The following is a 20201-nucleotide window of genomic DNA, read 5'->3' as shown; positions in this document are numbered from 1 at the left end:
GTCAATCGCCGCGGCAAAGCCGTTCTGCGACCCCGGATGGTGGTGAGTGGTGACCGAGTGGTTCTTGTTCCTGCCGCAAGTGCGGGTGTCGGTGGCCGACATCGAGGAGCGGGCGCGCCACGCCGAGGCGAGCGGATTCACCGGGATCGCCTTCATCGATCACCTCGAGGCCCCGGGGCTGCCGGACGAAAGCATCTGGGAGGCAATGAACGTCGCGACGTGGGTGGCCGCGAAGACCGAGCGGCTGCGGATCGGCCACCTGGTGTTGTGCGATGCGTTCCGCCACCCCGCCGTGCTGGCCAAGCAGGCGGTCACCTTGTCGGAGGCCTCCGGCGGCAGGTTCGAGCTCGGCCTGGGATCTGGCTCCTGGCCCGCCGAGTTCGCCAGATTCGAAGTCGGTCAACAAGATCCGGTTGCCCGGGTCGAACAGCTCGAACGCCACCTGGCACTGCTGGACCGGTATTGGGGGCGTGCCGAGGGTGGCGCCGGTGGCCAGTCCCCGCTACCGTCGCACCACATCCCACTGGTTCTCGGCGGAACCGGACGACGGATGATGGAACTTGTTCGTAGGCAAGCGGATTGGTGGAACATCCCGGTCACCCATCTCGACCGGCTGCCGGAGCTGGCCCCGAAGGCCGGATCGGCGCGGGTGTCGATTCAGCAGATGGTCGGCTTCGTGCGCAAGGACAGCGATCCGATCAAGGTGCGCGAGGTGAGCGCCAAGCGCTTCGGCAACCTCGGTTCCGGGCTGATCTGTGGTGATTCCGACGAATTGTCCGGACACTTCTCGCATTTGTCCGGTCAAGGGGTCGAGCGCTTCTACGTCTGGTTCGCCGATTTCGCCGCGCCTGAGTCGCTGCGCGAATTCGGCGAGACAGTCATCAAAGCGTTCCCGCAGTGACGCCGGGTCAGTCGCGCTGCGCCGCTCGCCGATGAACCTCGTCGGGAACAACCGGGACCCGGGCGTATGGCCCGCGCGCCACCGCGCTCAGCCGGATCTCGGGCAGATCCACCGACGGATCCACGGTGTCGAGCCAGGCAACGGCGTCGGCCACATCCGAAACCTGGATGGCCTGCATCTCGAACGGAACATCCTGCAGCATCTCGGTTTCCACCGGACCCGGCGTCACGATGTGGACGGCGATCCCGTCTCGGTCGACTTCGAGAGCCAGCGCGCGGGCAAAGGCGTTCATGCCGGCCTTGGATGCCGAGTAGGCGGTGCGGGCCATCATCGGTTCGTGGGCCGCGGAGGAGGAGATGAAGACAAAGCGGGATCCGGCCCGCATCTTGGGCAGCGCCGCCGACGTCAGCACGAAGCAGGAGTCCAGGTTGGCGGCGATGATGGTCTGCCACTGTTCGAATGTCTGCTTGCGGGCGTAGGTTCCGCCCAGAGTTCCGGCAGCGTGCACCACCAGATCGATGGTCTCCAACGGCGCGATCGCCTCGGCGAAACGTCCGGGGTCGGAGGCGTCGGCAACCAGGTAACGCGCCCCGATCTCGTCGGCGGCCGCACGCAACGGGTCTTCGCGGCGCGCCGAAAGCACGACGTCGTAACCCAATTCGCGCAACTTGGCGGCGCAGGCCTTGCCGATGCCACCGCTGCCGCCGGTGACCAGTGCGGTTCGGGCGTTCACGAGCTAGAGATGGCGACTGTCTCGCGGGCGCGACAACGCCTGCGGCGACAAGGCGTAGATCCGTTGGTCGGGACCGGCGGCCAGCACATGGCTCTGAGTGTCGGACAGATGCCGGGCGGCCACCCGGCGCGCGCGCTCGACATCGCCTGCCTCGATCATCTCGGCCATCTTGATATGGGTGTTGAGCACGGCGCGACGTTTGGTCAGCGACGGATAGGTGCCCTTGGCCGCGCTCTCATCGGCCCATTGCTGCTCATGGCTGGTCCACAACGTCTCCAACGTGCCGACGACGGCGATGATGGTCTTGTTCCCGCAGCCGTGCACGACCGCGTCGTGGAATCTGCGCCCGATCTCGGTGAATTCAGGCCCGTCTTCGAGGTGGATCTCCATCGCGTTGTTGATCTCTTTGAGCTCGCGCACGATGGTGTCGGCGCGGTCGGCCCGCTGGGCCGCCAGCGCCGCGCACGCGGGTTCGAGCTCCAGCAGCGCGGTCCCGAGGTCGGCGACGACGACCGATTCACTCTGCAGCAGCAGACCGAGCATGTAGGCCGCACTGGTCTTCGCCGGAGCATGCACGATCGCTCCGCCGCGATTGCCCCGCCGAACCGAGACCAGCCCTTCGGTTTCAAGGATTCGCAACGCCTCTCGCAGCGAGACGAGGCTGACGTTGAACTGCTCGACGAGCACTTCCTGGCGGGGCAGCAAATCGCCGTCGGCCAATTCGCCGTCGATGATCTGCCGGCGCAACTCGTCGGCGACGATCTCGGCGATCCGCGGCGCCGACAATCGACGTCGGGCCTCGGGCCCAATTCCCAGCGCAGTCATCTGATTCCAGCAGCAGAACGGCCGACAGGAGTCACGGCCGCTGCGCCCGTGAACTCCATATACTGCAATCTTAACAGTAATGGCATAATAGCCGCGCTGGTCAACTTTACGGCCTCCCAGCAAACTGGCCGGGCCGGGCAAACTCGCTACATGGCATGAACGACAACCCGACGACGCAGACGGACACAGGTTGAGCGACGAGTATGGCAGCCGACCGACGCCGCTTCAGGACGTCCGGGTCGTCGAGCTCAGCGATCGTATCGCTGGCAGCTACTGCGGAAAGCTGTTGGTCGATGCGGGCGCCGAAGTCCGCAAGATCGAGCCACCGCAAGGGGATTGGCTGCGACGCTTCAGTGCCGGCGACGCGACCGTTCCGGAGGATGCGGACTCCCCGCTGTTCGGCTATCTCAACGCCGGTAAGCGCAGCCTGACCTGGCCGAGTGTTGATCTTCAGGCCGAGTTCGCCGGCGCCGACATCATCCTGGTGACCGCGAACCGCTCGCAGGCGGCGGAGTGGGGCATCGACCCGCAGCCCCTGCTGGCCGCGTTCCCCCGCGCGGTGCTCGTCACCATCTCCGACTTCGGCTGGACCGGGCCCGACGCCGACCGTGCCGCCAGCGAGTTCACCCTGCAGGCATGGTCGGGCCTCACCGGCTTTCGCGGCGATCCGGCCGGTCCGCCGATCTCGGTCGGCGGCGACCTCGGCGAGTACATGGGTGGAGTGTTCGCCGCTTTCGGTGCCCTGGCCGTTCGTCGCCGCGTCGAACACGGCGGTGCCGGCGAACATCTGGATCTGTCGATGCTGGAAGCAATCACGTTGATGCAAAGCGGCGAGTGGCTGCACTCGCAGCTGCTGAATTGTCCACCGGTGACGCGGACCGTCGAGGTGCCGTCCATCGAGCCGGCCAAAGACGGCTACGTCGGGATCACGATGGTCACCGGTCAGCAGTGGCTGGACTTCGCGGCGATGGTGGAATGCCCTGAGCTGACCGAGAATCCACAGCTGAGTTTTCAGATCGGACGATGGCAGTTCCGCGACTACATCCGCGAGCAGATCCGGCCATGGCTGGCTGAGCGAACCGTCGCCGAGGTGGTCGAGCTCGGGCAACTGTTCCGGCTGCCGATCGCGGCGCTGGGAAACGGCGGCACTATCCGCGACACCGCGTACGCGACCGAACGCGGTGTGTTCGTACCCAACCCGGCGGGTTTTCACCAGCCCCGCACCCCGTGGTTGATGTCGCGCTGCGCGCCCGCGTCGCTGCGGGCCGCTCCCGCCCTCGGCGAGGCCGACGGCACGTCACCGTGGCCGGCTCGGGATTACCGCGACCAGCCGGCCGATCCACGGCTGCCGTTCGACGGTATTCGCATCGTCGATCTGACCGCCTTTTGGGCCGGGCCGGCCGCCACCCACCTGCTCGCGGCTTTCGGCGCGGACGTCGTGAAAGTGGAATCGATCCAGCGGCCGGACGGCATCCGCTACTCGGGAGGGATGCGCAAAGACGTCGACGACTGGTGGGAGTACGGCTGGGTATTCCACGCCATGAACACCAACAAGCGTTCCGTCACACTGGATTTGGGCTCTGACGACGGGCGCGCCCTCTTTCGCGAGCTGGTCGCCGGCGCCGACGTGGTGATCGAGAACTTCTCTCCGCGAGTGATGGATCACTTCGGCCTGACCGCCGACGCCTTGCTGGAGGTCAATCCACGGTTGGTGATCGCGAGGATGCCGGCGTTCGGGCTGGACGGCCCGTGGCGAGACCGCGTCGGATTCGCGCCGACGATGGAGCAGATCGCCGGATTGGCCTGGGTCACCGGTGCGGCCGACGGGCCGCCCGTCCCGCCGCGCGGTGCGTGCGATCCACTGGCCGGCGTGCATGCGGCCTTCGCTGTGACTGCGGCGTTGTCTTTCGCCGACCGCAACGGTGTGGGCCAGCTCGTCGAGCTGCCGATGATCGAGACGGTGCTCAACGTCACCGCGATTCAGCCGATCGAGGCCGAGGTGTTCGGTGTGACGCTGAGTCGCCGTGGCAACCGCGGCCACGGCCGGGCCGTGCAGAACCTGTACCGCTGTGCGGGCGACGACGACTGGATCGCCGTCACGGTGGGCACCGACGAGCAATGGCGGGCACTGGTGGACGCGATGGGGCGGCCGTCGTGGACCGCGGACAGCCGATTCGACACCGTCGACGGGCGGCATGCGCACGCCGATGAGATCGACCGTGAGTTGCAGGCCTGGTTTGCCGGCCAGGGACTGCACGGGGTCCTGAATCTGCTTGCCACCGAGGCGATTCCGGCTGCACCGGTGGTATCGCCGTCGCTGATCACGGAGAATGATCAGCTCAACGACCGCGGATTCCTGGAAACACTCGACCATCCGCGCACCGGTACGGGTCGCTACCCGCGACCGCCGTTCGCACCGTTGACCGGGCAGCGCCATTGGCTGCTGCGCCCACCGCCGACGCTCGGCGAGCACAACGGCGAGGTGCTGCGCGAAGTGTGCGGGCTCACCGGCGACGACCTCACGCGACTGGAAGCGGCCGGGGTAATCGGCACCCGGCCCAAGGGACTGTGACCGTGCTCGAAGGGAGTAAGCGATGCGAATAGTTGTCGACGAGTCGTTGTGCGAGGCCAACGGGTTCTGCGAATCATTGGCGCCGGACATCTTCGAAATCGGGACGTCCGACGTGGTGCATGTCGCCGACGGCGAGGTGCCCGAACATCTGCAGATCGACGCCGCCGCCGCGGTGGACCAATGCCCGAAGGCGGCGCTGCGGGTGGTCGACTGATTCGCTAGCGGGCGCGCAGCGTGATCGGCATTTCGTCGTAGATCGACATGTTGGTGGTCAGGTTCGGATAGCTGACCTGGGCGGGACCGAGACTCAGGTCGTCGCAGCGCAACAGGAGCTCGTCCAGCACGGCGCGGATCTCGGCGCGGGCCAGCATCGCGCCCAGGCAGTGATGCGCGCCGCCACCGCCGAACGCGACGTGCTGATTGGGGTGGCGGCCGATGTCGAACGTGAACGGCGCGTCGAAGACCTCCTCGTCCCGGTTCGCCGATCGCAGCATCGCGACCACCCGCTCGCCCTTCGGGATGTGCTGGCCGTCCATCTCCACGTCGACCTTCGTGGTGCGGGTCCAGTACGCCACCGGCGACGCCCAGCGCAGCACCTCTTCGACGGCGCTCGACCGCACGGCCTCGTCGTCGCGGTAGCGCTCGATCTGACTTGGATTCGCGACGAAAGCCTGCAGGCCGATGGCCAACGCGTTCTTGGTCGTGTCACTGCCGGCGAATGCCAGCACGAAGAAGAAGAACTCGAGTTCATTTGCGGCCAGACGGAATTGCTCACCGTCGTCACCGGTGATGACGCCCGATGCGATGGTGCTCCAGATGTCGTCGGCCGGATTGCGCCGCTTCTCGGCGGTCAGCTCCATGGCGTAGCCGAAAATCGAGGCGAACAGCTCGGCGTCGACGGGACGGCCCTTGCCGGTCTGCGCCTTCAGGATGTGATCGAAGCCGTCGAAGATGCGGGGCCGATCCTGTTCCGGGATGCCGATGATGTCGCCGATCACCGTCATCGGCAGTGCGTCGGCGACGTCGTCGATCCAGTCGCCACCGCCGCGGGCGAGCAGGTCGTCGATCATCCGCGACGCCCGCGCCCGGATACCGTCCTCGAGCTTCGCGATGGCCCGCGGCGTGAACGCGCTCGAGATGAGTTTTCGGTGCTTGCTCTGCTCCGGAGGGTCGAGCGTGATGATCGTCGGATACGACGCGAACAGATCGGCCGGCTGGATCAGCGGTCCGTCACCGGCGGTGAACGAGTCGGCGTCGCGGTGCAGACGCACTGCGTGCCGGTGCTTGGTGGTCATCCAGAAGTCCCGCTTGACGGTCTTCTCGACGCCCGGTGTCAGGCCGTGGCGGAACAACGGCCTGGTGCGGCGCAGCTCGCTGAACACCTCGTCAGGAAAGCCGTTGCGCCACAGTCCGAAATCCGACAGATCGACTGTCGAAGCGGTCATCGTCACCCTCGATTCACCAAGACGCTTACGCCGCGTTCGGTTTCTGAACCTACCGCCGTCGTGCGTGTGCGTTGACGTTCAATGCTTAAAATAGTAAAAATAGACCAAGTCTTCACAGTGCGGCCAGCGCGGCTGCGTGCCAAATTCGGCCGACGCGTGAGTGGACGCAGAAGGAGAGCCAGTGACGGACACGATTTCGGACTCCTCCATCGATCCGTCCGAGCGTGAATTCGGGCCCAGCGGCATCAGCCTGTCGCCGTACCGATTCCCGACCGGATGGTTCATCGTCAGCTTCGCCTCGGAGCTGGCGCCGGGGGACGTCAAGCGGGTGCATTACTTCGGCGAGGAGATGGTGCTGTTTCGCACCGAATCAGGCGAAGTGAATGTGCTGGACGCCTACTGCCAGCACCTCGGCGCCAACATGGGTGTCGGCGGCACGGTCGAGGGAGATAACATCGTCTGCCCCTGGCACGGTTGGCAGTGGCGCGGCGACGGCACCAACGCGCTGATCCCGTACAGCAAGATCGGTTGCAAGAACAACGTCCGGGTCCGGACCTACCACAGCGTCGAGTGGTACGGCTTCATCCTGGTGTGGCATGAACGGCACGGCAGGGCGCCCTACTGGCAGCCGCCGGTGCTGCCCGAGCTGGAGACCGACGAGTACTACCCGCTGCACCCGCACAGCCGGATGCTCAACCGGGTCAAGGTGCACGCGCAGATGATCATCGAAAACGCCGCGGACCCGTATCACGTGCAGTACGTGCACAAGGCTGCGAACCCGGCGAATACCACGTCCTTCGAAGTCGACGGCTACCACCTGCACGCCACCGTCAGCGCGCACTTCGGCGGCGGACGGTCGCAGACCTGGCTGACCCCGAACGGTCCGGTCGACGCGAAGATCGTCTACGACAACTACTCGCTGGGTCTGGGCATCGTGCGCTTTCCCAGCGACTTGGTGGCCACCATCGAGGTCACCGGCCAGACCCCGGTCGACGAGGACTACACCGACTACTTCTACACCCAGGCCTCGGTCCGCGAGTCCGGCGACACCGGCGACGTGCCGAGTGGGCGGGCCGCGAAATTCCTGGCGCTGCAACAAGAAGTCATCAAGCAGGACTTCTTCACCTGGGAAAACATGAAGTACCTGGAAAAGCCGAACCTTGCACCGGAAGAGGCGCACGACTACGCGGCGCTACGGCGCTGGGCGCACCGCTTCTACCCGGGTGAGGAGGCGGCCGCCGACGACTTCGGCTACACCGCCGACGGTGATCCGGACCCGGCGGCTGCAGGGGCCTGATGCCCATCGGCCCGGCTGATTTCGGCGTCGAGCGGTTCAGCGTCGCGGCGGTGCTGGATCGGCGCGCCGAGCAGTTTCCCGACCGGGTGATGCTGTCGGTCGACGGCGTCGGCGTGACCTTCGAGCAGATGCGACGGCGCTCCTGCGCGGCCGCCCATGCCTTGCTGGGCTTGGGAATCGGTCCGGGCGACGGTGTCGCGCTGTTCGCCGGCACCTGCCCGGAGTGGGTCTACTTCTGGCTGGGCGCGGCTCGCATCGGCGCGGTGGCCGCCGCCGTGAACACGGCCAACAAGGGCGACTTCCTGCTGCACGCGCTTAGCCTGTCGCGGGCGAAGGTCGTTCTGACCGACGCCGAACGCCTGTCGCGGGTCGCCGAGGTGGCCGGCGAACTGCCCTGCTTTGTGTTCGGTGACGAGTCGCTGGACGACGGCGCCGAAGCGGTTACCGGCCACGTCGGTGACATTGCCGACATCGGGTCGCTGTTCTTCACCTCCGGCACGACCGGGCCGTCGAAAGCCGTTGCGACCACGTGGCATTACCTGTTCACCACGGCCGCGACCGCCGCCGCGGCCTGGGAATTCAGCGCCGGTGAGGCGCTGTGGACCGCGATGCCGCTGTTTCATCTCAGTGCCGCACCGGCTGTGCTGGCACCGATGCTGGTCGGTGGTACAACAGTTTTGGTGTCGAGCTTCCATCCCGCTTCGGTCTGGGACGACGTGCGGAACAGCAACGCCGTCGGCTTTGTCGGCGCCGGCGCGATGGTGTCGATGCTGTGGAATCAGCCGCCGGACACCCGCGACGCACAGTTGCCGGTGCGCTTCATCTCCGCCGCGCCGATCGCCGCGGGCATCTATCGCGATATCGAAAAGCGTTACGACTGCCGGATCGTGACCATGTACGGCCTGACCGAAGCCTTTCCGATCGCGGTCAAAGGCGTTGCCGAAGACGGAGTGCCCGGAACGTCGGGTCGGCCGAATCCCCACTTCGACGTGAACATCGTCGACGCGGCCGGCGCCCCACTTCCCGAAGGCACGGTCGGGGAGATCGCGTGCCGCCCCCGCCATTCGCACGTGATGAGTGAGGGCTACGTGCGGCCGTCCGGTTCGGGTGTGGATCCACACCCGGAGTGGTTCCGCACCGGAGATCTCGGTGTGCTGGACGGCGACCACAACCTGACTTACGTTGACCGGGTGAAGGATTCGCTGCGCAGACGCGGGGAGAACATCTCGTCGCTCGAGGTGGAGACCGTGGTGATGCGGCATCCCGCGGTTCTCGAGGCCGCTGTCGTCGGCGTGCCCAGTGAACTCGGCGAAGACGACATCCTGCTGTTCGTCACCGTGCGCCCTGGCCACGACCTCGACTACTCAGAGCTGCTGGACTTTTGCGCCGACCGGATGCCGTATTTCTCCGTACCGCGCTACGTCGAGATCGTCGGCGAACTACCCAAGACCGTCATCGGGCGGATCCGCAAGGACGTCCTTCGCGCCCAAGGGGCCGGGGCCGCGGCGTGGGACCGCGAAAGCCACGGATACATCGTCAGTCGCTAGAACAGGGAGAACAACAGATGGCCATGACCTATCAGCAGCAGTACGTGCTGGACGGCTCGGTGGGACGCGACGCGATCTTGAACCTGACCGCGCGGCACAACCGGTGCTTCTCCGAAGGAGACCGCAACGGGTGGATCGCGACGTTCCGGCACTCGGGCGCCAGCTTCGTTCGTGACGGCGCCGAATTCACCGACCTGCGTGAAGCTTTCGACGGCGGTAGTGGCCGGCTGGTCACGGTCGACCACGAGATCACCGTCGACGGGGTGAACGCGACGCAGCGATGTGTGGCGCTGTTGTTCACGGGCGGCTCGACGCTGCGTGCCACCGGCAGCTACCGCGACAAACTGATCTACGAGCGCGGCGGCTGGTACTTCACTTCTCGCGAACTGCAGTGGGATTCGGTGCCGGTCTCGGCGTGACCTCGACCCCGATCAGCTACAAACTCGCATTCGGCAGCTACGAGGACGCGCTGCGTATGGTCGGCGTGGCGTCCGAGCCGAGGGTCGCGGGAACCGTGGTCAGCGCGGCGCGGATCCAGATGTTCGCTGCCACCGTGCAAGACGGCAACCCGTCGTACTGGGACGCTGACTTCGCCACCACGACATGGGGAGGGCTGCTGGCACCCCCGGCCCTGCTGATGGGTTGGCTGGTCCCGCTGCCGTGGGAACCGGGCGGGCGGCCGCCGGTCGCGGCTATCGCGCTGCGGGTTCCGTTGCCCGGCACCACGATCGTCAACGCCGCCAACGAGGCGGAATTTCCGCTGCCCGTACTCGAGGGCGACCGGCTCACGATTGTCGAAGAAGTGGTGTCGGTCTCACCGGAGAAGCAGTCCAGGCTCGGTGTCGGGCATTTCATCGAGACGCTGGACACCTTCACCCGTCAGGACGGTGCAGTGGTGGCCACCAATCGGAACACGCTGTTCCGCTTCAGCCCGAGCGCCGCATGATTGCCTGGGCGAGCGTCGCGGTGCCGACCGACCTGCCCGAGGTTCGCGACGAGATCAGCTACCAGCGGGTGGTGATGAACTCCGGCTCCACCTGGGATTACACCCCGGTCCACTTCGACCCCTACTACGCCGAAAAGCAGGGCCACCCAGGCATTTTCGTCAACACCATGCACATCGCAGGTTTTGCCGACCGGGTCGCCACCGACTGGGCCGGCCCGCAGAGTCGCGTGGTGCGCCGGAAGATGAGGCTGGCCGGATCGATCTACGCCGGCGACACGATGGTGGGCCGGGGCCGGGTGGTGGCCAAACCCTCGGCGGGGCTGATCGACCTGGAGATCGTCATCGTCAACCAGCGCGGCGAGTTGTGCTCGCCGGTGGAATTGACGCTGCACTTGCCTGGGTAGCGGGCACCTTCGATTGCCCACCTCTGAGCGACAACGCTGGACGTCAGACGCACTTGTCGCTACGAGGCGGGCACATCGAGTTCCAACACCGCGCGGCGACCGCGCTAGCACAGCGGCGGCATCGCTCCCTTGCTGATCACCGACTGCAACTCGACGTACTCGTGCAGCCCCTCGGGTCCGAACTCGCGGCCGATGCCGGACTGCTTGAAACCGCCGAACGGGCTGCCGATGTCGAGTGTGTACATGTTGACGCCGTAGGTACCCGCCCGCACGCTCGCGGCCACCTCGAGCCCGTGCCCGATGTCCGCGGTCCACACCGATCCGGCCAGGCCGTAGTCGCTGTCGTTGGCGATGCGGACGGCGTCGGCCTCGTCGCGGTAGGTCAGCACGCTGAGAACGGGACCGAAGATCTCCTCGCGGGCGATGCGCATGTCGTTGGTGACGTCGGTGAACAGCGTCGGGCGCACGTACCAGCCCTGGTCATGTGGCGCGTCTTCGCCGCCCAGGATCATCCGCGCGCCCTCTTTGACTCCGGAGCGGATGTAGTCCTGCACCCGGGTCTGCTGACGCTGGGCGACCAGCGGCCCGACGTCGGTGCCCTCATCGGTCGGGTCGCCGACCTTCAGGCCCGACATCATGTCGGCCAGTGCGTCGATCACTTCGTCATGGCGCCGCTCGCTGACCAGGATGCGGGTCTGCGCGACGCAGGCCTGCCCGTTGTTCATCAGGCTGGCCGACTTCAGCTCCTGCACCGTCTTGCCGATGTCGGCGTCGTCAAGAATGATCGCCGCCGACTTACCGCCCAGCTCGAGGCTGACCCGCTTGAGCTGCTCGCCGCACAGCGTGGCGATGCGGCGTCCGACTCCGCTCGACCCGGTGAACGACACCTTGTCCACGCCGGGATGGCGCACCAGCGCTTCGCCCACATCGGTGCCGCCGGGAAGAACGGACACCACCCCCTCGGGCAGATCGAGTTGCTCGATCATCTCGGCCAACCACAGCGCGTCCAAAGGTGTTTCGGGCGCGGGTTTCACGATCACCGGGCAGCCGGCGATCAAAGCCGGGATCAGCTTCGGCATGATCAGAAATTGCGGCACGTTCCACGGCACGATGGCCGCGACCACGCCGACCGGAGCCCGGCGCAGGTGCACCTCGCCGAGCACACCGTGGCGCCGCTCGGTCCAGGGGAAGTCGCGGGCGACCGCCAGGGTGAGGTGCATCATCGTGACCGCCGCCGCAGCCTGGCCCAGCCGGCTGAAGCTGCGGGGCGAGCCCATCTCGTCGGTGATCAAGTCGGCCATCTCGTCGAGGTGGCCGCCATAGATGTTCGCCAATTCCTCGACCTTGCGCATGCGTTCCTGCGGGTCCAGTCGCGGCCACGGGCCGTGGTCGAACGCGTGCCGCGCGGCCGCGACCGCGTCGTCGACGTCCGCGGGAGTCGCGGCCGGGACGTCGCCGATCGAGTGCTCGGTATGCGGGGAGATGACCGTCAGACGCTCATCGGTGGACGGCTTGCGCCACTGCCCACCGATGAAAAGCTGGTCGTAGCAACGGTGGTCACGGGTTTGCGGCATGGGGTACGACCTTTGGAAAGGCGATGGCAAATTTGCTATTGATGCTAACATAGCGAAAAAGACGGGACGCCTGACACCTGCCGTGAAATCGTCGAAGGTGACAAGTAGCGACGCGATCGTCAACCCCGAGGTGTGAGATGGACACTGACTGGCGCAAGTTCCCGTTCCGTTTGGTGGAGAACGACCGCGCACTGGATTTCCCGGCGGCCGAGGGTCTGCATGACGATCAAGAGTCCGATACGTGGTTCATCGCGGGTGAGTTGACCAGCGAGACGGGCCGTACGTTCTCCTATCTGACCATCTTCAACAAAAACCGCCCCGGCGGCACCATCGTCGCCGACTTCTACACGATGGCGCTGTTCGACTGTGATACAGGCGAATACGGCACCTATACCGACTACGACATGCCGCCCAAGAACATGCAACCGGGTGCCCAGCCCAAGATGACGATGGCCGCGGGGTATCTCGACATCGGATACCAGAGCAGCGCCGGACCGGTGACGTGGACCTCCTGCCGGGACGACGACGGCGAATTGCAGCCGTACACGTATCGGATCAGCCTGCGCGGCCTGGATCAGACCGGCCGGCCGATGGAATTGGACCTGGACGTGACGCCCACACGGGCTCCGGTCCCGGTCGGCGCGGGCACCTACGACGGCAAGATCATCTGCTTCGGCCAGTCCGATACCTATTCGTATTTCCAGACCGGCATGGCGATGAACGGAACACTGCGCTGGGGCGAGCAGCGCGAACAGGTCAGCGGTAGCGCGGGACATGTTGACCGGCAGTGGTTTCCCAAGTATGCGAACGGCGGCGGAGCCGGGGGAGACCCACGTTCCAGGTCGCACGAATGGCGGACGATCAACCTGGACAACGGTGTGGACATGAGTATCTGGCACCAGTTCGATCGGATGGACGGTAATGCGCCGCAACCGTTCTCGGGTGCGACGGTGAGCTACCCCGATCCGTCCAAGGCGCCGGAGTGCGCGGAGGACATCGAGGTCACGGTCGAGAGCTATGTCCGCTGGCCCAACGCGATCCGGCCGCTGGTGCGCCCGCCGGCACCGGATCGGTTCATGCCGAATCTGCATCGGCTGCACAGTGATGCGCTGGAGTTGGACCTCATCGGCGAGCCGCTGGTGCCGGCGCCCGCGCACGGGTTGCCGATCGAATACATGGAAGGGCCGTACCGTTACGACGGCACCATGCGTGGCGAGCAGGTGAGCGGCTTCGCGTTCTACGAACGCTCGCTGGCGCTGTACCGGGACTGGGAGCTGGTCGAGGTGTTGGCGTCCACCCTCGACGACCACAGCGACCTGGTCGAGCAACTCAACCGCCTGGTCGCAGCCGGCAACCGCGCGGGAGCGCAGAAGTTGTTGCGGGACAACCTCACAACGCTCCCGGTCGGCGGCCGCGACGTCGCCGAAGCGTTGATCGAGGTGCTCTCACCCGAGGGTGACTGAGCCCACGGCCGTCCGTGGGCTCCTACCGTGACTTTCGTGGTTCGGGTGTCCTGATGCCCCGAACGAACATGCCGATCAGGCGTCGCGACGTAGTCGGCCAGTCAGGACCGTGAGGCAAGGGTGTTGCCATCACGGTGCTGAAAGCCACCACATCTATTGCCGCGACATCCGGGCGTAAGGAGTGATCCGCCCGACCCTCGTCGAGAAAGTCTTGAAGCTGTTCGACGATGCGGCGTTTGGCATCGACTGCCTCGGCGTCGGGGAGTGGGTACACGCCGCGCAGCGGCATCGCCACCAGTTCGTCAGACGCATCGTGGCAGCGTTGAAGGTATGCCTCGACCGCGTCGGCGCCCGTAAGGCTGTCGGCCCGGATCTGCGCCAGGATATTCAGACACACCTGGTATCCGCGGCGCTGCAGTTCGTCGAGTAACGCCTCCCGGTCGGGGAATCCGCGGTAAAACGTGCCCACGCCGACGCCGGCGGCATCCGCTATCTCGGTGAGCGGCACATTGTGGCCCCGTCGCGCCATGAGTTCGGCGGCGGTCCGCAAGATCTTCTCGCGATTGGCGATCGCGTCGCGTCGCGCCGCCCGAGGCGGAATGGGTGGTGCCTTCGCCGGCATTTCTCGAGTGTCACACATATGCGTCCGTGTCCGACTTGACGGGCCGAGCCTGCCAGTCCATGCTGAAATGTAAGCGGAAGATAACTTCCGTTAAGAGGATCGCACGCGCAGCGGCGTGTGCGCCAGTCAGGGCGAGGAGCTCTTTGTGGTCGACATGTGGGATCCGGTCACCATCGGCGGTATGCGTTTGCCGCAGCGCATCACGATGTCGCCGATGACGCGAAGCCGCGCGCTCGACGACGGAACACCGTCTGCGCTCGCAGTCGAGTACTACGCACAGCGTGCCGCGCTGGGGATGCTGATCACCGAGGGCACCCAACCTTCCGCTGACGGTCAGGGCTACATGAACACCCCCGGCATTTACACGCCGGCACATGTCGAGGGCTGGCGCCGCGTGGCCGACGCCGTGCACGGCCGGGGCGGTCATCTGGTCATCCAGTTGATGCACGTCGGGCGGATGTCGCATCCGGACAACACCCCACACCATCGGATCGCGGTCGCGCCGTCGGCGATCGCGCCCGGTGTGGATATGCACACGCCCTCAGGCAAGCAGGCCATACCCACGCCACGTGCTCTCAGCGTGGACGAGATCGCCGAGACGGTCCGGGATTTCGCGTACGCCGCCGAGATGGCGATTGCGTCGGGCGCAGACGCGGTTGAGATCCACGCCGCCAACGGCTACCTGCTGCACCAGTTTCTGGCGCCCAATGCCAACCAGCGCAGCGACGACTACGGCGGTTCGATCGAGAACCGGACGCGATTCACGCTGCAGGTGGCGAAAGCAGTGACCGATCGGATCGGCGCCGAACGCGTCGGAATACGTCTGTCGCCGGGTGCGACGCTGGGTGGGCTCGACGAAGGTCCTGAAGGTGGCGACCTGTATCGATCTCTCGTCGCCGACCTCGCCACCCTCGACTTGGCGTTCTTGGACGTCTACTCGTTCGGCGCGGACGAACTCCTCGCCGACATCCGAACGCTGTGGCCCAATCCGCTACTGCTGATCAGGGAAGGGCGCACCCTCGACGAGCTGGGAACCGATATCGAAGCCGGCCGTGCCGACGTCGCGCCAGTGGCTAAGTGGGCCCTGGCCAACCCCGATTTCGTCGATCGGCTCCGCACTTCGGCGCCATTGAACGACCCCGATCCGGCAACCTTCTATGCCGGCGGTGCGCACGGCTACATCGACTACCCGAGTCTGACCGAAAAGCCCCCGGAGTCAACGTGACCGATGCTCTGAGGGCTCTGCAGGCCGAGCTGACCGGCATCGTCTACGGGCCGGGTGATCCCGAATACGCCGCCGCGACAAGCCCCGACAACTCGAGCTTTCTCCAACGACCATTCGCGGTGGTCCGGCCGCAGTCTGCCGAGCACGTCGCGCAGACCGTCGCGGCTGCATCGCGTTCAGGTGTCGCGCTCGTTGTGCAAGCGACCGGACACGGCGCGGGCCGACCGGTCAGCGAGAATCAATTGCTGCTCGACACTTCAGGTTTGACGAACGTGGCCGTCGACGCGACCTCCGGCACTGCTCGCATCGAAGCGGGCTCGATGTGGCCCGCGGTTCAGGAGGCGTCGTTCGCGCACGGTCTGTTGGGCTTGAGCGGGACCTCGCCGACCGTCGGTGTGCTCGGGTACACGTTCGGCGGCGGAGTGGGCTGGTTTGTCAGAAAACACGGTCTCGCGTCAGCGGCATTGCTGGGCGTCGACTACGTCGACGGTGCCGGGCGGTTGCGCCACGCCTGTGAGGACGCCGCCGATCCGCTTGACCGCGAAGCCCTGTGGGCGTTTCGTGGCGGCGCACCGGTCGGGGTCGCCACCGCGATCGAGGTCGCCCTGTTCGGCGTGCCGAACCTGTGGACTGGCTACCTGCTGTGGTCTGCCGATGCCATGCCGGTCGTCGGCGCCGCGTGGGCATCAGTCGTCCGCGCGGTGAGTTCCTCGGTGAGCAGCTCGCTCTCGCTCCTCAAGCTGCCGCCGGAGGGTCCGTTCCCCGACGAATTGTTGGGTAAGACCGTCGTCCATCTTTCCTATGCATCACCCGACGGCGGGGAACATCTGGAGGCGATGCGCGACGCGGTGCGGGGTGCGGCCACGCCCGTTCTGGACACCACCGGTCCCGGGGATCTGCAGTCCCTATCGGCGATCCATCTGGATCCACCGGCCGCTGTGCCTGCGCGGGGCATGGGTCGCTGGCTCGGACCCGAGGGACCTGAGCTTCTGCCGGCGATCTTCGAGGCCGGAGGAGTGGGGCAGCCGGGCGGGCTCAACATGATTGAGTTGCGCCACACCGAATCTGCGGCCCGCGGCCCCGACGGTGCGTTGACCGGGGTCCCCGCGCCTTTCCTGCTGCACGCTGTCGGCGGCGGTGCCGATGACGACGCGAGAGGCCGAACCGATCACGTCCTGCACGCGGTCGAGACCGCGAGCCGAGCCGCCGATATCGGGCGTGCGGCAACGTCATTCCGGGAAGGGCAACCCGATGTCGCTGACGCGTGGTCCGCAGCTGAGCAGACGCGGATCAACGCGATCACGGTTGCTCTCGATCCGGGCCGGGTCCTGGGCTTCCAGCGCCACCCGGCGGGCTAGTCAGCTCAGCCGGCGGGCGGCACTCCAGGCGGTTGCCAGGCGAACCCGCCCGGGGTGCTGACGCAGTTCACCGGAACGCCGGAGTTGGAAACAGCAACGGAACCCTCGGCGCCACAGGGCATCCCGACTGCCGGCCGGGTGTCCAAGGCGTTCGGACCGGTCGGTGGTGTGGTCGCCGGCTTGGGCGGATTCGTCGCGGACGTCTGCGGCGCCGCGCTCGACGCCGGGGCCGTGGAGGTCGGGCGTTTGGTGGTGGTCGGCACGGTGGTCGTCGGCGCCGACGTGGTGACCGCGGTCGGTGGCGTGATGACCGGCCGCGGCGGAGCAACCACGACCGGCGGCGCGATGATCGCCGGAGCAGGGCTGATCGATTCGGTGGTGGTGGTCTCGACGTTGGCCGGGGCGTCGTCGTGCTGAGACGCCGAACGAAGGGCTTTGACGCCGGCGAACCAGGCAATCACCACGACCGCGATCGCCCCGCCGATAGCCGCGGACTGCCGCAGGCGGCGCTTGCGCGCCTCGGCAGCTTCATCGTCGGCGTAGTCGTCATCGTCGTCGAGGTCGGCGTTCGCGAGCTTCGCGGGCGTCGCAGGGACGACAGCCGTGGCGTCGTCCTCGATGTGGTGACCCGCCCGGCCGTTTGACCTGACGGTCGGCGCGGCTGCTGCGGACGCGGCGACGGTGGGTGCCGGCTCGTCGGCCTTCGGTGCCGCCGCCAACGTGGCGGTGTCGCCGTTGCCGTTCGACTCGCGGAAGATCGAGGCCGCGCGCACCTCCGAGGTGGCGCGGATATGCGATCGGGTGCCACCGGTCGACTCGAGCGCCTTGGCAAAGTCTCGGCATCGCCGGAAACGGTCGACCGGATCCTGGGACAGGGCGCGCGCGAAGATCGCGTCGAAGTCGGTCAGGTCGTTGCGGATCTCGCTTGGTCGGGGCGGTCGATCGTTGAGCTGCCTGTTGACCACCACGGTCGGGTTGAAATGGGCGAACGGCGGCGCCCCGGTCAGCAGGTGGAAAGCACTGGCGGCCAAGCCGTATTGATCGACCCTGCCGTCGAGTTCCTCGCCCCTCAGCTGCTCGGGAGCCGTGTAGCCGGCGGTCCCGATGAACATGCCGGCGCGGGTCAGTGTGTTGTGGGCGCCCTCCGGCCGCGCTACACCGAAGCCGGTCAACGCGATTCGGCGTCGGTCGGCGGGTGAGTTGCTGATCAGGATGTTGCCGGGATTGACGTAGCGGTGCAGCACGCCGCTGTCGTGCGCGTAGTCGAGGGCGTCGGCGATCGCGGACACGATCTCGATCACCATCCGCGGCGGCATGCCGTCGAGATGGCCGTCAGCCAGCAGCTCGGCGGAGTCGGACCCGTCGACGTAATCGAACGAGAGCCACAACTGGTCCTCGAATTCGCCGCGGTCGGTGAGTCCGGCGATGTTCGGGTGCCAGAGATTTGCCGCCTGGTCGGACTCCTGATGGAACCGCAGGCGGTAGTCCAGATCGACCGAGACGTCGGAGGGAATCAGGTGGAGTACTTGCTGACGGGGTAGCCGCGGATGTTCGGCGACGTAAAGCTCGCCGAACTCCTCATATCCGAGCGGCCGAACAATATTGAATCCAGCGGCTGTCGCTCCGATGACCAGCGGCATGGGGAGGATCGTACATACTGCCCGCGGCCGTCAACGGTCACGGTGCTAAGCGGTCACCGAATCGAGACCGGAGGAAAATAATCGCGTGAGCGAACCTGGAAATCAGCACCACCACGTGGTTCGGACACACCGGCTTCGTCGAATGTCGGGCCGCGACCCGCACGAGCCGCACCGGGTGGCCACACCGCTGGAGCTGTTGTTCGATCTGACCTTCGTCATCGCCTTCGGTGTCGCGGCGGGGCAGTTCGCCCATTCCCTGGCGTCGGGTCACGTCGAGGCCGGCCTGATCAGCTTCGCCTTCGCCACCTTCTCGGTGTGCTGGGCCTGGATCAATTTCAGCTGGTTCGCCTCGGCATACGACACCGATGACTGGGTGTACCGGCTCACCACGATGCTGCAGATGGTGGGCGTGCTGGTGCTGGCCCTCGGAATTCCGCAGGTGTTCTCGTCGATAGCCGAGGGGGCCCACGTCGACAATCGGGTCTTGGTCGGCGGGTACGTGGTGATGCGGGTGGCCATGGTGATCCAGTGGCTGCGGGCCGCCGGGCAGGACCCGGCCCGCAAGAGCGCTTGTCTGACCTACGCCGTCTCCATCGTGATCGCGCAAATCGGGTGGACGGCGATCGCGATCGTCAACAGTTCGGTGAGCGTGACGTTCGTGCTGTTCGCCGCGATGGTCGCCATCGAACTGAGTGGTCCGTTGATCGCGGAGAAGCGGAAAGGGGGAACGCCCTGGCACGCGCACCACATCGCCGAACGCAACGGGCTGCTGACGATCATCGCCCTGGGTGAGGGAGTAGTGGGGACCGTCGCCTCGTTGTCGGCCATGGTCGCCGAACACGGCTGGACCACCGACGCCGCTCTGGTGGCAGTCGCGGGCACCGGTCTGACGTTCGGGATGTGGTGGGTGTACTTCGTGGTGCCGGCTGCCCAGCTGCTGCATGCCCATCGCGAGCGCTCCTTTGGCTACGGCTACCTGCACATCGCGGTGTTCGGATCGATCGTCGCGACCGGCGCCGGTCTTCATGCCGCCGCGGACTCCATCGAGCACCGGTCCTCGCTGAATGCGGTGGCCTCGGTGGTCGCAGTCGCCGCGCCGGTCGCGGTGTACGTCGGAGCTGTCTACGGCACATACCTGATGCTGACCCGGGCGTGGGACGGCTTCTACACCGCTGTTGTGCTGGTCACACTGTCGGTGCTGGGCGCCGCGGTCGCCCTCGCGGTAGCTGGTGTGTCCACCCCGGTGTGTCTGCTGGTGGTCGCCGCCGCTCCGGTCGCGGTGGTCGCCGGCTACGAATGGCTGGGCCATCAGCGGACAGCGGCAGCGCTGGCAGGAGGCCGGGGGACGAGCAGCGGCCACTCGGCGCCACAAATCTGAGCCGGAGCTTACTCTTGAGTAAGTTCTCAGCAAACTTTTCCGGGCCGTCCGGTCGATTGGATCGGCGTCAGTCGCTGCGCGCCATCTCGTCGATGCACGACCGGAGCGCCGGATACGGCGCAATTTTTTCAGATAACGATTAGGTAACAATACTGCTTTGATCTGCGCAGTTATAGCTACTCAACCGTAACCACCCGCATGCAGCAGGTTTGGTTCGGACGTCCGCAGTGACCGCTGAGCGGACTGTTACCCAGCCCACCATTACTCGCGC

General features: G+C 66.3%; 18 protein-coding genes. 12 read left to right on the top strand and 6 right to left on the bottom strand.

All coding sequences use genetic code 11. The features are described 5' to 3' along the window. Positions 1-49 precede the first annotated feature (49 nt). A complete protein-coding gene (locus tag ACZYW1_RS22590) occupies positions 50-901 on the top strand; it encodes an LLM class flavin-dependent oxidoreductase (protein ID WP_463788675.1) in 852 nt (283 codons plus the stop codon). Positions 902-908: 7 nt separating this feature from the next. Here the strand turns inward: ACZYW1_RS22590 and ACZYW1_RS22585 are convergent, their stop codons facing one another. Continuing rightward, complete coding sequence (locus ACZYW1_RS22585; protein ID WP_463788674.1) at positions 909-1634, bottom strand: SDR family oxidoreductase; 726 nt, start codon at positions 1632-1634, stop codon at positions 909-911. Positions 1635-1637: 3 nt separating this feature from the next. Next, positions 1638-2459, bottom strand: coding sequence for a FadR/GntR family transcriptional regulator (locus tag ACZYW1_RS22580; protein ID WP_463788673.1), 822 nt, complete (start codon positions 2457-2459; stop codon positions 1638-1640). Between the two features lie 190 nt (positions 2460-2649). Here ACZYW1_RS22580 and ACZYW1_RS22575 point away from each other — a divergent pair, with 190 nt between their 5' ends. Together ACZYW1_RS22575 and ACZYW1_RS22570 are read left to right on the top strand one after the other, a co-directional pair. Continuing rightward, positions 2650-5031, top strand: a complete 2382-nt coding sequence (locus ACZYW1_RS22575; RefSeq protein ID WP_463788672.1) for a CaiB/BaiF CoA-transferase family protein — start codon at positions 2650-2652, stop codon at positions 5029-5031. 22 nt (positions 5032-5053) lie between these two features. Next, positions 5054-5245 carry a ferredoxin gene (locus tag ACZYW1_RS22570; protein WP_463788671.1) on the top strand — a complete coding sequence of 64 codons (192 nt, stop codon included), beginning with the start codon at positions 5054-5056 and terminating at the stop codon, positions 5243-5245. A 4-nt stretch (positions 5246-5249) separates the two neighbouring features. Here ACZYW1_RS22570 and ACZYW1_RS22565 read toward each other — a convergent pair whose 3' ends face one another. Next, complete coding sequence (locus tag ACZYW1_RS22565) at positions 5250-6476, bottom strand: cytochrome P450 (protein ID WP_463788670.1); 1227 nt, start codon at positions 6474-6476, stop codon at positions 5250-5252. Between the two features lie 181 nt (positions 6477-6657). Here ACZYW1_RS22565 and ACZYW1_RS22560 point away from each other — a divergent pair, with 181 nt between their 5' ends. From ACZYW1_RS22560 to ACZYW1_RS22540, 5 genes are read left to right on the top strand one after another with little or no spacing between them, the layout of a single operon-like run. Next, a complete protein-coding gene (locus ACZYW1_RS22560) occupies positions 6658-7773 on the top strand; it encodes an aromatic ring-hydroxylating oxygenase subunit alpha (protein WP_463788669.1) in 1116 nt (371 codons plus the stop codon). Continuing rightward, positions 7773-9320 carry an AMP-binding protein gene (locus ACZYW1_RS22555; protein WP_463788668.1) on the top strand — a complete coding sequence of 516 codons (1548 nt, stop codon included), beginning with the start codon at positions 7773-7775 and terminating at the stop codon, positions 9318-9320. The genes ACZYW1_RS22560 and ACZYW1_RS22555 overlap by 1 nt, the downstream gene beginning before the upstream one ends. A 17-nt stretch (positions 9321-9337) precedes the next feature. After that, the gene (locus tag ACZYW1_RS22550) at positions 9338-9739 is read left to right on the top strand and encodes a nuclear transport factor 2 family protein (RefSeq protein WP_463788667.1); all 402 of its coding nucleotides are present in this window, start codon (positions 9338-9340) and stop codon (positions 9737-9739) included. Between the two features lie 56 nt (positions 9740-9795). Further along, positions 9796-10266: an FAS1-like dehydratase domain-containing protein gene (locus ACZYW1_RS22545; RefSeq protein WP_463788846.1), complete on the top strand. Its 471-nt coding sequence runs from the start codon at positions 9796-9798 to the stop codon at positions 10264-10266. Further along, on the top strand, positions 10263-10670 hold the full coding sequence (locus tag ACZYW1_RS22540; RefSeq protein ID WP_463788666.1) for a MaoC/PaaZ C-terminal domain-containing protein: 408 nt from the start codon (positions 10263-10265) through the stop codon (positions 10668-10670). The genes ACZYW1_RS22545 and ACZYW1_RS22540 overlap by 4 nt, the downstream gene beginning before the upstream one ends. Before the next feature lie 104 nt (positions 10671-10774). On the opposite strand, the gene ACZYW1_RS22535 is transcribed toward ACZYW1_RS22540, so the two are convergent. Next, complete coding sequence (locus ACZYW1_RS22535; protein WP_463788665.1) at positions 10775-12244, bottom strand: aldehyde dehydrogenase; 1470 nt, start codon at positions 12242-12244, stop codon at positions 10775-10777. Positions 12245-12381: 137 nt separating this feature from the next. Between ACZYW1_RS22535 and ACZYW1_RS22530 the strand changes: the two genes are divergently transcribed. After that, positions 12382-13707, top strand: coding sequence for a lipocalin-like domain-containing protein (locus ACZYW1_RS22530; RefSeq protein WP_463788664.1), 1326 nt, complete (start codon positions 12382-12384; stop codon positions 13705-13707). Positions 13708-13729: 22 nt separating this feature from the next. Here ACZYW1_RS22530 and ACZYW1_RS22525 read toward each other — a convergent pair whose 3' ends face one another. Beyond that, complete coding sequence (locus ACZYW1_RS22525) at positions 13730-14329, bottom strand: TetR/AcrR family transcriptional regulator (RefSeq protein ID WP_463788663.1); 600 nt, start codon at positions 14327-14329, stop codon at positions 13730-13732. A 154-nt stretch (positions 14330-14483) separates the two neighbouring features. Here ACZYW1_RS22525 and ACZYW1_RS22520 point away from each other — a divergent pair, with 154 nt between their 5' ends. Further along, positions 14484-15554 (top strand): alkene reductase, encoded by a 1071-nt coding sequence (locus tag ACZYW1_RS22520; RefSeq protein WP_463788845.1) that lies wholly within the window; start codon positions 14484-14486, stop codon positions 15552-15554. Further along, a complete protein-coding gene (locus ACZYW1_RS22515) occupies positions 15551-16912 on the top strand; it encodes an FAD-binding oxidoreductase (protein WP_463788662.1) in 1362 nt (453 codons plus the stop codon). The genes ACZYW1_RS22520 and ACZYW1_RS22515 overlap by 4 nt, the downstream gene beginning before the upstream one ends. 5 nt (positions 16913-16917) lie before the next feature. On the opposite strand, the gene ACZYW1_RS22510 is transcribed toward ACZYW1_RS22515, so the two are convergent. Continuing rightward, entirely contained in the window at positions 16918-18552 is a 1635-nt protein-coding gene (locus tag ACZYW1_RS22510) for a serine/threonine-protein kinase (protein WP_463788661.1), read from the bottom strand. Positions 18553-18694: 142 nt separating this feature from the next. On the opposite strand from ACZYW1_RS22510, the gene ACZYW1_RS22505 reads away from it, so the two are divergent. After that, entirely contained in the window at positions 18695-19930 is a 1236-nt protein-coding gene (locus tag ACZYW1_RS22505; protein ID WP_463788844.1) for a low temperature requirement protein A, read from the top strand. The last annotated feature ends 271 nt before the right edge of the window (positions 19931-20201 follow it).

It is taken from the genome of Mycobacterium sp. IDUB_36 (assembly GCF_055419225.1).
Note: the sequence above shows the minus strand (reverse complement) of the source record. Positions and strands in the feature narration are given on the sequence as shown.